Genomic DNA, 12,572 nt, shown 5'->3' with positions numbered 1-12,572 from the left:
ACTCACAGTCGGTCGCGGGCAAGGACCGATGCCATCGGTCGACTGCCCGCACAGGGTATCAAGGCGCGGGGTTGGGCTGGCGCAGATGGATGGCTTCCAGCGCTTCAAGCAGCTGTGCGTCCAGGTTCAGCTCGATGCTGTCCAGGTTGCTGCGCAGCTGCTCCAGGGTGGTTGCCCCGATGATGTTGCTGGTCACGAACGGTCGCGAAGTGACGAAGGCCAATGCCATCTGCGCCGGATCCAGGCCGTGCCGACGCGCCAGATCCACGTAGCCTTGGGCGGCGATCTCCACCTGCGGGTTGTTGTAGCGTTGGAAGCGATCGAACAGCGTCAGGCGGCCCTTGGCCGGACGCGCGCCGTTCAGGTACTTGCCGCTCAGCACGCCAAAGGCCAGGGGCGAGTAGGCCAGCAGGCCGATCTGCTCGCGCAGGGCGATCTCCGCCAGACCGATCTCGAAGGTGCGATTGAGCAGGCTGTAGGGATTCTGGATGGATACCGCGCGTGGCCAACCGCGCGTCTGCGCAAGATGCAGGAACTGCGCGGTGCCCCAGGGCGTCTCGTTGGACAGGCCGATATGCCGAACCTTGCCTGCCTTGACCAGGTCATCGAGAACTTCGAGGGTCTCTTCGATAGCGACGAACTCATCGTCCGGGTCGTAGGTGAAACCCAGCTCGCCGAAGAAGTTGGTCTTGCGATCAGGCCAATGCAGTTGGTACAGGTCCAGGTAGTCGGTCTGCAACCGCGCGAGGCTGGCATCGAGCGCCGCCACGATGTTGTTCCGGTTCAGGCGCGGATTGCCGTCGCGGATATGCGCCATGCGGCCCGGGCCTACCACCTTGCTGGCCAGGACCCAATCGCCGCGATCGCCGAACTGCCGGAAATAATTGCCAATGATGGTCTCGGTGCTGCCATAGGTCTCGCCATTGGGCGGTACCGGGTACATCTCTGCGGTGTCGATGAAGTTGACCCCGGCATCCTTGGCCAATCGGATCTGTTCGAAAGCTTCTGCCTGGGTGTTCTGCTCGCCCCAGGTCATGGTGCCGAGGGCAATGGCACTGACCTGCAAGTCGGTGCGGCCTAACGTGCGTCGCTGCATGAATGAACTCCGATGAAGTGGCGGGTTGAATACCGGGCGTACTGATGGCATTCGTGACGAGGCTGGCGATAGTGCGGGTACTGGGGTTCGACACGGTTTTCCCGGAATGGTTGTCAGCTTGCCACAGACCAGCCCGTCTAGTCCGCATGGATAGAGCAAGCAGGGCAGGGCGTGAGGCTGAATGCCAGTCAGCCAAGGGGAAGCTGTCGGTTCAAAAGCTGGCGCTTAGCCTTCGGCTTCTGGAATTCCTGTGACACTGCTGGCCTATCGCGGGACAAGCCCGCTCGCCACAGGGCATATCACGCACCGCTGGCGAGCGGGCTTGTCCCGCGATAGGCCAGCAGTGTCACTGAAGGCTCAATACAGTCTGTACCGATGCCTGTGCGTCAGGGCAAGGCCTGTCACGCGATCGGCCCCGTACGTCGCTATCGCTTCAGTTGGCCATAGGCCTGGCTGATCCGGTCGATGACCATGGCCAGAGCCACGATGGCCAGGCCTGCCTCGACGCCCTGGCCGACGTTCAGGGTCTGGATTCCGGCCAGGACATCCTCGCCCAGGCCGCGCGCGCCGATCATCGAGGCGACCACCACCATCGACAGCGCCATCATCACCGACTGGTTGAGGCCGGCCATGATGCTCGGCAAGGCGATCGGCAGGGCAATGCGCCGCAACCTCTGCCAGCGATTGGCGCCCAGTCCGCGAGCGGCCTTGAGCAGCGACGGATCGATCTGGCTCAGGCCCAGCTCGGTCAGGCGCACCAGGGGCGGCAGGGCGTAGATGAGGGTAGCGAATACCGCCGGTACCTTGCCCAGCCCGAACAGCATCAGTACAGGGATCAGGTAGACGAAGGCGGGCAAGGTCTGCATCACGTCCAGCACCGGCAGCAGCAGGCGCCTGGCCGTCGGCTTGCTGGCCAGCAGGATGCCCAGCGGCACGCCGATCAGGACGCACAGTCCGGTACTGACCAATACCAGCGCCAGGGTCTGCAGCAGCTTGTCCCACAGGCCGAGCATCCCGATGAGCATCAACAGGCCACCAAGCAGCACGGCGCGCGGCAGGTTGCGAGTGGCGTGCCAGGCCAGCAGGCCGACCATCAGCAACAGCAGCCACCAGGGGATCAGCCGCAGGATGTTTTCCAGTCCGACCAGCAACTGCAGCAGCGAATCGGACAAGGCGCGCAATTGATCGCCATAATTCAGAACCAGCCAGTCCACCAGCCGATTGACGCGCTCGGCGAAGGAAAACTGCAAGGCTTCGGGAAAACCTCCGTTCACAGGCTGGCCTCGACCTTGCGGGCGACTTCGTCGGGGAGCCAAGGTTTCCAGACGTCAGGGTTGTCACGCAGGAAGGCATGCGCGGCGGCCTCGGGCGGCTGGCGGGTCTCGCTCATGCGCGCCAGGGCCTTGTTCAGCAAGTCGATGGGCAGGTCGACCTTTTCGAAAAAGGCCACGAGTTCCGGATACGCCTCGTGAAAGGCCGCCGAGACGCCGATGGACAGCTTGGCGGGCAGCGAGCGACTGCCGCGCGGGGCAGGGTTCTTCGGGTCCGTCAAGGTCGCCCAGGCCGCGGCGTCGTAGGCGGGTTCCTCCAGGCGGATCAGCTCGTGGCGGCCCATCAGCGGCGTCGGGCTCCAGTAGTAGAAAAGCACCGGTTGGCCACGCCGGATCGACGAGTTGATCTCGGCATCCAGCGCCGCTCCGGAGCCGCTACGAAAGTTGCTGTACAAGGTGTCCAGGCCGTACGCCTTGAGTTTCTGGCTGTTGACGGTTTCCGACGTCCAGCCACTGGGGCTGTTGAGGAAACGGCCCTTGTCGGGGGATTCCGGATCGCGGAACACCTGAGGGTAGCGCTTGAGGTCAGCGACGCTGCGCAGTTCCGGGGCAAGAGGCGCCAGGTTGCGCGCCGGGTCGCCCTTGACCACGTAGGCGGGGATCCACCAGCCTTCCTCGGCGTTCTTGACGATATCGCCCAGGGCGAACACCTGGCCGGCCTGCTCGGCCTTGTTCCATGCCGGGCTGCGACCGGCCCATTCCTCGGCGATCACCTGCAGGTCGTTGCGTGCCAGGGCCACCTCCATGCTGACGGTGCTGCCTGGCAAAGTTTCGGTAGGGTAGCCGTAGCCTTTCTCGACGATGCGTCGCAGGATTTCGGTGGTGAAGGCGCCGCTCTCCCAGGTAATGTCGCCGAAACGGATGGGCGGACGGGTATCGGCGCTTGCGGTGATGGCGTTGCTGGCAAGACTGATCGCCAGCATCAAGCCGGCCATGAGCATGCTGAGTCGTTTCATGGGAGGTCTCGTCCATTGCCTGGTCCGGAAGTCTGACCAAGTGTAGACGACCCGGCCCCAGTGGCCACACAGGCGACCAGGGCCTGGCACGCGGCTTCCAGGCGGCCTCCTGCCGCCTGGTGGAGCCATCAGACCCTGAACTGGTCCATCAGGCCCTGCTGCTGGTTGGCCAGGCTGTTCAGCGACTGGCTGACTCGCGCCGATTCATTGGCCTGGCCGGACAGGGATTCGGTGACATCGCGGATGGTCGCGACGTTCTTGTTGATCTCCTCGGCCACGGCACTCTGCTCCTCGGCGGCGCTGGCGATCTGCAGGTTCATGTCGCTGATCACCGTCACCGCCTGGCCGATGCGTTGCAGTGCGCTGACCGCCTGGCCGACCTGTTCGACGCCGCCCTGGGCCTGGCGATGACTGCTGTCCATCGCACCGACCACTTCGCGGGTCCCGGCCTGCAGGGCTTCGATGACCTGACGGGTTTCCTCCACCGATTCCTGCGTGCGTCGAGCCAGGTTGCGCACCTCGTCGGCGACGACGGCGAAGCCACGACCGGCCTCGCCGGCGCGAGCGGCCTCGATGGCGGCGTTGAGAGCCAGCAGGTTGGTCTGTTCGGCGATCGAACGGATCACCTCCAGCACCGAGCCGATCTTCTCGCTGTTCTGCGCCAGGCCTTCGACCTGTCGCATCGCGGCGCTCATGTCGGTGGCAAGGGTGTCGATGCTGTCGGTGGTCTGGTCGATCACCGCCAGGCCATCGCGGGTCGCCTGGTCGGCCTCGCGGGCGGCGTGGGCCGCCTGGGCGGCGCTACGGGCAACGTCCTGCGCGGTGGCACTCATCTCGTGGGAAGCGGTGGCGACCTGATCGACCTGCCGGTATTGCTGCTCCATCCCGGCGCTGGTCTCGGTGGCGATGGCCGAAGATTGGTCCGCGGTGTCGCGAGCGGCCTGGACCGAACGCTTCACCTCGGCGATGGTTGGTTGCAGCTTGTCGAGGAAGCGGTTGAACCAGCCAGCCAACTCTCCCAGCTCGTCGCGCTTGTCATAGTGCAATCGACGGGTCAGGTCGCCTTCGCCGCTGGCGATGTCCTTGAGCATGTTGGCGACCCCGAGGATGGGGCGGGTGACGCCACGAGCCATGAGCCAGACAAGCAACAGCCCGAGCACGGCCGCCAGCAGGCCCAGGCCCAGCTCGAGCAGGGTGCCGCTGGTGTTGAGCTGGTCGAGTTCCTTCTGCAGGGCGCGTGCCGGCCCGACGAGCACGCTTTCCGGCACGTCCAGCAGCACGCCCCAGGGCTTGCCACCGGGAATGGGCGGAAACGAGGCGAGGACTTTCAGACGCTCCTCATGGTGCAGGATATGCAAGAGCTTGGGGTCCGAGAGCAGGCGTACCAGCTCGGCCCCCTGGGCCGGATCGACCTGATCGATACGCTTGGCCAGCTGGCTCGCGTCGGCGCTGTAGCCGGCCAGCAGGCCCGCCGGGCTGAGGATCCCGACGCGGGTGCGACCTTCGTAGAGGCTGCTGCTCGCGGCCTGGCTCAAAGCCTGCAGACTGTGGAGATTGATGTCCACCGACAAGGCACCGATCACTTTGTCCGCAACGATCAGCGGGAAGACGATGCTGGTCATCAGGACCTGCTGGCCCTTGATCTCGTAGAAGTAGGGCTCGACCACGCAGACCTGGCGGGTAGTGCGTGGGCAGACGAACCAGGTATTGGCGGGCTCGCCGCTCGGACCGACCCGAGTGTCGGTCAGGTCCTGCTCGGGGAGCGTCAGGGAGGTCAACTGGCCAGGGGTGGGTTGCGACCAGTACAGCGAGAAACGCCCCTGCTCATTGCTGCCCAGCGCCTGCTCGTTGGCAAACAGGCTGTCCTTGCCATCCAGCGCGCCAGGTTCGAATACCAGCGACAGGCCGAGCAGGTCGGGGTTGGCCTGCAACGCACCGCGCACCTGGCGGGTCATGTCCTCGCGCAGGTCATAGGCGTCGAGGAAGCGCTTTTCGGCCTGTTCGCGCAGGAACAGCACCTGACGGGCGAAGCCGCTGCCGTACTGGTAGGCGTCCATGAACTGACGGCGGATGTTCAGGGCCTGGGCCTCGCCCTGCGAGGCGATCCGCGCCTGCGCGGCCTCGTTGAGCATCTGCATGCTGCTGGCCTTGACCAGGTCGGAGCTGTGATCCATGCGGTACAGCGACAGACCGACGAGCAGAGTGACGATCCCGGCCAGGCACAGGCCGGCCAGCAGGGTGATCTTCCACTGGATGGAAAGTTGGCGGCGCAACATGACGTGTTCCTTGAGCGAGAAATCGGAGGCTATTACCTGTGTCGGCGGCCCGGCCGGGTTCTTTATTCGAACGATCGATCCAGAAAAGGGATTGGCGAATTATCCTACGGCAAGCATCGACATAGTCTGTTTTGACATCTCTTCGCCAGTGCTTCAGAGTGTGCGCCCTTCTGAAAACATCCCCTCGTTCGGCCCCTAGCCCATGGGCTATCCATGGCCGAAACACTCGCTTTTTGTCTGGTTTAAAGAGGTAACCCGCACCATGAATGCAGTCATTGCCGCGGTGGGCATCATGCTCGTCCTGAGCCTGTCCCGCGTGCATGTAGTCATCGCCCTGATCATCGGCGCCCTGGCCGGGGGGCTGTTCGGCGGCCTCGGCATCGAGGGTACGCTCAAGGCGTTCAACGGCGGCCTGGGCGGCGGCGCCACCGTGGCGCTGTCCTATGCCTTGCTCGGCGCCTTCGCGGTGGCCATCGCCAAGTCCGGGCTGGCCCATGCCTTGGCTGATCGTGCCCTGGCGATGATCGATCACCAGGGCCATGACGAAGGCGGCAAGATCAAGTGGCTACTGATCGGCCTGATGCTGGTGGTGGCGGTGTCCTCGCAGAACATCCTGCCGATCCACATCGCCTTCATCCCGCTGCTGGTGCCACCGTTGCTGTATGTCTTGACCCGTCTGAGCATCGACCGGCGGCTGGTGGCCTGCGTGATCACCTTCGGCCTGATCACGCCCTACATGTTCCTGCCCGTGGGGTTCGGCAACATCTTTCTCAACGAGATCCTGCTGGCCAACGTCAGCCGGGCGGGTGTCGATGTAAGCGGCGTCAACGTGACCCAGGCCATGGCCATCCCGGCGGCGGGGATGCTGGTCGGCATGCTGGTGGCCGTGTCCATCAGCTACCGCAAGAAACGCGTCTATGACCTCGCTCGCATCGAGCAGGTCGAGCAGGTCGCGGTCAGCTACAACCCGCTGACCCTGGTGGTGGCCGGCGTTGCCATTGCCGCGGCATTCGTCATCCAGCTGTGGCTGGACTCGATGATCATCGGAGCCATGGTCGGCTTCCTGATCTTCTCGCTTTCGGGCATCGTGCGCTGGAAGGACACCGACAGCCTCTTCACCGAAGGCATGAAGATGATGGCCATGATCGGCTTCATCATGATCGCCGCCTCGGGCTTCGCCGAAGTGATGAAGGCGACGGGGGAAGTGAAGAGCCTGGTGGAGACATCGGCGCAGTGGATCGACCACAGCAAGGGTGTCGGCGCCTTGCTTATGTTGCTGGTCGGGTTGCTGGTGACCATGGGCATCGGCTCGTCCTTTTCGACGGTGCCGATCCTGGCCGCGATCTTCGTGCCCCTGTGCGTGCAGCTAGGCTTCGATCCCCTGGCTACCGTCTGCATCGTCGGTACCGCGGGGGCCTTGGGTGACGCAGGCTCGCCGGCGTCGGACTCGACTCTCGGGCCGACTTCCGGCCTCAACGTCGATGGCCAGCACCATCATATCTGGGACACTGTGGTGCCGACCTTCATCCACTACAACCTGCCCCTGCTGGTTTTCGGCTGGGTGGCGGCAATGGTGCTCTGAGCGTGCTGCGCAATGCCCGCAGCCGGGTCAGCCGCGGGTTGGCGCAGGTGAGATACGGTTGAGGACGGTATTGCCGTCCTTGTTGCGGGTCAGGTACACCGGCAGTACCTTGGGCAGGGTGCTGACCAGGCGCTCGACCTCGCGGATGTTGAAGATGCCGCTGATGCGAATCGCGCCAGTGGTGTCGTCGGCCAGTTGCAGTGGCTTGTCGAGATAGCGATTGATCATCGGCAGGGCCTGGGCAAGGCTGAGGTTGTCGAGAATCAGCTTGCCGGTACGCCACGCCAGGTTATTGCCGTAATCGTTGCTCTGGGCCAGTTCTGGCTCGAAGTCACCGCGCCGGTAACTGGCTTGCATGCCGGGGTCCAGGCGGTAGCCGCCGTTGCTACCGTCGCTGCTGACCATGACGGACCCCTCCACCAGCGTCACCTTGACCTGGTCCCGATACTTCCACACGTTGAACTGCGTACCGGTCACCCGCGTGTAGCCATCGGCCGCGTGGACGATGAACGGGTTCGCGCTGTCGTGTCTCACCGAGAAGAATGCCTCTCCCTTTACCAGAGTCACCCGCCGTTCGTCCTTATAGCGGGTGTAACGCAGTTCGGAATTGAGATTGAGCTCGACCTTGCTGCCATCGGCCAGTTGCACCTGCTGCACCTGATTGGTGGTCTCGAAGTGCTGGTAATGATTGGGCAACCAACCTTGTTCCCAACCGGTCAAGCCCACCAGTGGCAGCGCCAGCAAGGTGATGACAGCCGCCGAGGTGTAGGAGCGCCATGCCTGGCGAGAGGATCTTCTACACGGGGCAGGGTGCAGTTCGATGACGGGAGCGTGGCGCGGGAGTTGTTCGGCCGCCCGCCAAATCTCGACCATCGCGTGATATTCCACCTCATGCCGTGGGTCGACCGCGAGCCATGCAAGGAACGCCTCGCGTTCCGCCGCCGTGCAATCCTCGTCGTGCATGCGCATGCACCACTGCGCGGCGGCATCAGTAATGGCGGTGTCCTGGTCGGGATAGAGACGGTCTTGGTTCATTGAGGCTCCTGGGTTGCGTCATTCTACCCTTGGAAGCGCCCCTAGAGAACGAGGTAATGGCGAATGAATATCAGTTAAGGATATTTCGTAGAGCTAGGAAAGATTCTCTTCCAGGAACGGGGGCGTGCGCATTCGCAGGCTGGCTATCGACGCTGCAAAATCCATAGCGCCCTAATTAGGGCTTTGACATTCACTGCCTAAGCAGTAACATTTGCTCACATTTCCACGACTGCTCTCCTGATGCCTCATTTCACTCCCGAGAATTTCCAGTCGTGCTCCATCGGCATGTTGCTGGGGCGCGCGGCGATCTTCAAGGATCGCATTCTGGACAGCCATCTGGAGGCCTACGGTGTGACAGCCGCGCAGTTCAAGGTGCTGATCATCGTGACTCTGTATCAGGTCGACACCCCCGCCGAGCTGTGCCGTTCGTTGGGCCTGGACAGCGGGTCGATGACCCGCATGCTCGACCGCCTGGAGCAGAAGGGACTGCTTCGGCGCCAGCGCTGTCCGCAGGACCGCCGTCAGGTACGCCTGGCATTGACCGAGGACGGTCAGTCGCTCGCCGATCGTCTGCCGCAGGTGGGCGCCGCGGCCATGAACGAACTGGTCGGCGCGTTGCGGCCTGAAGAGTTGCAGACATTGGAAGCGCTTCTGGCCAAGGTCCTGCTCCAGGCCGGCGACCCCCTGACGATCCGTCGCCTGCGCGATCGTTGATCCTTTCCGAATTATCCAAGGTATTTCATGGCTACTACACCGGACACATCCACCCCCAACGCGGCGCCCGAACCCACGCGCAAGCGCAAGATCCTGTTGCTTGGCGTGCTGCTGCTGGTGATCCTCGGCGCCCTTGGTGTCTGGGCCTGGTACACCCTGTACGGGCGCTGGGAGGAGAGCACCGACGATGCCTACGTCAGCGGCAACGTGGTCGAGATCACGCCCCTGGTCACGGGGACCGTCACCAGTATCGGCGCCGATGATGGCGACCTGGTGCAGGCGGGCCAGGTACTGCTGCGCTTCGATCCGAGCGACAGCGAAGTGGCCCTGCAGGCCGCGCAAGCCGACTTGGCGCGTACCGTGCGCCAAGTGCGTGGGCTGTACAGCAACGTCGACGCCCTCAAGGCGCAAGTGCAGGCGCGTCAGGCCGAGCTGAAGAAGGCCCGCGAGAACTATGCGCGGCGCAAGGTCCTGGCCGACAGTGGGGCCATCGCTGCCGAAGAGCTGTCCCATGCCCATGACGACCTGGCGTCGGCACAGGGCGCGCTGGACAACGCGCGTCAGCAGCTGGTCACCAGTACCGCGTTGATCGACGATACCGTGGTCTCATCCCACCCCGAAGTGTTGAGCGCTGCGGCCAATCTGCGCCAGGCGTTCCTCGACCACGCTCGTACCACGCTCGTGGCGCCGGTGACCGGCTACGTGGCCAAGCGTACCGTGCAACTTGGCCAGCGCCTGCAGCCCGGTACCGCCACCATGGCGGTAATCCCGCTGAACCAGGTCTGGATCGATGCCAACTTCAAGGAAACCCAGCTGCGCGACATGCGCATCGGCCAGCCCGTGGAAGTCACGGCAGACCTCTACGGCAGCGACGTCATCTATAGCGGAACGGTGGACAGCCTGGGTGCCGGCACGGGTAGCGCATTCGCGCTGTTGCCCGCACAGAACGCCACCGGCAACTGGATCAAGATCGTGCAGCGCGTGCCCGTGCGCATCCATCTCGACCCTGAGCAGCTGCAGCGGCATCCCTTGCGCATCGGCCTGTCGACCGTGGTCGAGGTGAACCTGCATGACCAGAGCGGGCCGGTCCTGGCCCAGCAACCGCCCAGGCAGGCGAGCTTCACGACCCAGGTCTATGACCGCCAGTTGAGCGAGGCGGATGCCATGATCGCGCGGTTGATCCATGAAAACAGTGCGGGCACCGGGAAGACGGCGCAGCGATGAGCACCCAGGCCCCCGCACAGTTCACGCCGCCGAGCCTGCTGCTGACCACTATCGGCCTGTCGCTGGCGACCTTCATGCAGGTGCTCGACACCACCATCGCCAACGTCGCCTTGCCCACCATTTCCGGCAACCTGGGCGTGAGCTACGAGCAGGGCACCTGGGTCATCACCTCCTTTGCGGTAAGCAATGCCATCGCCTTGCCGCTGACCGGGTGGCTGAGCCGTCGCTTTGGCGAGGTGAATCTGTTCATCTGGGCCACGTTGCTGTTCGTGGTCGCTTCCTTCCTTTGCGGCATCGCCCAGTCGATGCCGGAGCTTGTAGGCTTTCGCGTGCTCCAGGGCGTGGTGGCCGGGCCGTTGTATCCCATGACCCAGACGCTGCTGATCGCCGTCTATCCACCCGCCAAGCGAGGCATGGCCCTGGCGCTGCTGGCCATGGTCACGGTGGTGGCGCCCATTGCCGGGCCGATCCTTGGCGGCTGGATCACCGACAGCTACAGCTGGCCCTGGATCTTCTTCATCAACGTACCGATCGGCCTGTTCGCCGCCGCCGTGGTGCGTCAGCAGATGCGTAACCGCCCGGTCACCATCAGTCGTCAGCCGATGGACTATGTCGGCCTGCTGACGTTGATCGTCGGGGTAGGGGCGTTGCAGGTGGTGCTGGACAAGGGCAATGATCTGGACTGGTTCGAGTCGCCTTTCATCATTGTCGGCAGTCTGATCTCGCTGGTGTTCCTTGTCGTGTTCGTGATCTGGGAGCTGACGGACAAGCACCCGGTGGTCAACCTGCGTCTGTTCGTGCACCGCAATTTTCGCATCGGCACCCTGGTGCTGGTCGGTGGCTATGCCGGATTCTTCGGCATCAACCTGATCCTGCCGCAGTGGCTGCAGACACAGATGGGCTATACCGCCACCTGGGCCGGGCTGGCAGTGGCACCTATCGGGCTGTTACCGGTGGTGATGTCGCCCTTCGTCGGCAAGTATGCACACCGCTTCGACCTGCGCCTGCTCGCGGCGCTGGCATTCCTGGCGATTGGCGCAAGCTGCTACATGCGCGCCGGGTTCACCAGCGAAGTGGACTTCATGCACATCGCCATGGTGCAGCTGTTCATGGGCATCGGCGTGGCGCTGTTCTTCATGCCGACCCTGAGCATCCTGTTGTCCGACCTGCCACCGCAACAGATCGCCGACGGATCGGGCCTGGCCACGTTTCTGCGAACCTTGGGTGGCAGCTTCGCCGCTTCGCTGACGACCTGGATATGGATTCGTCGCGCCGACCAGCACCATGCCTATCTGAGCGAGCACATCAGCCAGTACGATCCGGTTACCCGTCATACGCTGGAGCAGATGGGCGGTGCCAATACGCAGAGCTACGCGCGGCTGGAGCAGATCCTCAATGGCCAGGCCTACATGATGTCGACGGTGGACTACTTTACCTTGATGACCTGGATCTTCGCCGGGCTGATCCTGCTGGTGTGGTTCGCCAAACCGCCTTTCGCCGCCAAGGCCGGCCCGGCCTCCGCGGGGCACTAGGTTGTAGGGACCTTCGGCGGGTATTAGGCTTGATCCGTCGAACTTCAGAGGACCAGCTATGAACCAGGTCATGGTGATAACCGGTGCCAGCCGTGGCATCGGTGCGGCAACCGCCCGATTGGCGGCGCAACAGGGCTACAGCATCTGTATCAACTACCACGCTGACGAAGCGGCCGCGGAGCAGGTGCTGGCGCAGGTCCGTGCAGCAGGCGCGCAGGCGATCGCCGTGCGTGCCGATGCCAGTGTCGAGGACGAGGTGATCCGGTTGTTCCAGCAGGTCGACCAGACATTGGGAGCGGTTACGGCCCTGGTCAACAATGCCGGGACGATCGGCCAGCAGAGCCGGCTCCAGGCGATGTCCGAATTCCGCCTGCTCGAAGTGATGAAGACCAATGTCGTCGGCCCGATGCTTTGTGCCAAGCACGCCTTGTTGCGCATGTCGCGACATCACGGCGGCCAGGGCGGCAGTATCGTCAACGTGTCTTCGGTCGCCGCGCGGCTCGGCTCGCCGAACGAGTATGTCGACTACGCCGCGTCGAAGGGCGCGCTGGATACCTTCACCCTAGGATTGGCCAAGGAAGTGGCAGGTGACGGCGTGCGGGTCAACGCGGTACGCCCAGGCTATATCCACACCGGTTTCCACGCACTCAGCGGGGATCCGCGGCGGGTGGATAAACTCGCGCCAGGCATACCCATGGGGCGGGGAGGCCAGCCAGAAGAAGTCGCCGAGGCGATCCTCTGGCTGCTGTCCGACAAGGCTTCGTATTCGACCGGCAGTTTCATCGATCTCGGAGGCGGTCGCTGAGTGGGCGAGCACGCCCAAATG

10 protein-coding genes and 1 pseudogene are annotated in these 12,572 nt (G+C 63.8%); 5 read left to right on the top strand and 6 right to left on the bottom strand.

Annotated elements, in window-relative coordinates; translation table 11 throughout:
• Nucleotides 1–58: 58 nt before the first annotated feature.
• The 5 genes and pseudogenes from G7009_RS13520 to G7009_RS28230 all read right to left on the bottom strand — a co-directional run.
• A complete protein-coding gene (locus G7009_RS13520; protein WP_181130570.1) occupies nt 59–1,096 on the bottom strand; it encodes an NADP(H)-dependent aldo-keto reductase in 1,038 nt (345 codons plus the stop codon).
• A gap of 425 nt (nt 1,097–1,521) precedes the next feature.
• The gene (locus G7009_RS13515; RefSeq protein WP_181130569.1) at nt 1,522–2,370 is read right to left on the bottom strand and encodes an ABC transporter permease; all 849 of its coding nucleotides are present in this window, start codon (nt 2,368–2,370) and stop codon (nt 1,522–1,524) included.
• Nucleotides 2,367–3,383 (bottom strand): ABC transporter substrate-binding protein, encoded by a 1,017-nt coding sequence (locus tag G7009_RS13510; protein WP_181130568.1) that lies wholly within the window; start codon nt 3,381–3,383, stop codon nt 2,367–2,369. The genes G7009_RS13515 and G7009_RS13510 overlap by 4 nt, the downstream gene beginning before the upstream one ends.
• Nucleotides 3,384–3,511: 128 nt before the next feature.
• On the bottom strand, nt 3,512–4,267 hold the full coding sequence (locus tag G7009_RS28235; RefSeq protein ID WP_375139557.1) for a methyl-accepting chemotaxis protein: 756 nt from the start codon (nt 4,265–4,267) through the stop codon (nt 3,512–3,514).
• 102 nt (nt 4,268–4,369) lie between these two features.
• Nucleotides 4,370–5,338, bottom strand: a pseudogene (locus G7009_RS28230) (PDC sensor domain-containing protein); the annotation flags it as partial.
• A 583-nt stretch (nt 5,339–5,921) separates the two neighbouring features.
• Here G7009_RS28230 and G7009_RS13500 point away from each other — a divergent pair.
• Nucleotides 5,922–7,241: a Na+/H+ antiporter family protein gene (locus G7009_RS13500; RefSeq protein ID WP_181130566.1), complete on the top strand. Its 1,320-nt coding sequence runs from the start codon at nt 5,922–5,924 to the stop codon at nt 7,239–7,241.
• Between the two features lie 27 nt (nt 7,242–7,268).
• Here G7009_RS13500 and G7009_RS13495 read toward each other — a convergent pair whose 3' ends face one another.
• A complete protein-coding gene (locus G7009_RS13495) occupies nt 7,269–8,276 on the bottom strand; it encodes a FecR family protein (RefSeq protein ID WP_181130565.1) in 1,008 nt (335 codons plus the stop codon).
• 240 nt (nt 8,277–8,516) lie between these two features.
• On the opposite strand from G7009_RS13495, the gene G7009_RS13490 reads away from it, so the two are divergent.
• Genes G7009_RS13490 through G7009_RS13475 form a run of 4 tightly spaced genes read left to right on the top strand, consistent with a single transcriptional unit; the run spans nt 8,517 to nt 12,551 of the window.
• Complete coding sequence (locus G7009_RS13490) at nt 8,517–8,990, top strand: MarR family winged helix-turn-helix transcriptional regulator (protein ID WP_181130564.1); 474 nt, start codon at nt 8,517–8,519, stop codon at nt 8,988–8,990.
• Nucleotides 8,991–9,017: 27 nt separating this feature from the next.
• Nucleotides 9,018–10,214, top strand: coding sequence for an HlyD family secretion protein (locus G7009_RS13485; protein WP_181130563.1), 1,197 nt, complete (start codon nt 9,018–9,020; stop codon nt 10,212–10,214).
• Nucleotides 10,211–11,746: a DHA2 family efflux MFS transporter permease subunit gene (locus G7009_RS13480; RefSeq protein ID WP_181130562.1), complete on the top strand. Its 1,536-nt coding sequence runs from the start codon at nt 10,211–10,213 to the stop codon at nt 11,744–11,746. The genes G7009_RS13485 and G7009_RS13480 overlap by 4 nt, the downstream gene beginning before the upstream one ends.
• Before the next feature lie 58 nt (nt 11,747–11,804).
• Entirely contained in the window at nt 11,805–12,551 is a 747-nt protein-coding gene (locus G7009_RS13475; RefSeq protein ID WP_181130561.1) for an SDR family oxidoreductase, read from the top strand.
• Nucleotides 12,552–12,572 lie beyond the last annotated feature (21 nt).

Source organism: Pseudomonas capeferrum, from assembly GCF_013523055.1.
Lineage (GTDB): Bacteria > Pseudomonadota > Gammaproteobacteria > Pseudomonadales > Pseudomonadaceae > Aquipseudomonas > Aquipseudomonas capeferrum_A.
Note: the sequence above shows the minus strand (reverse complement) of the source record. Positions and strands in the feature narration are given on the sequence as shown.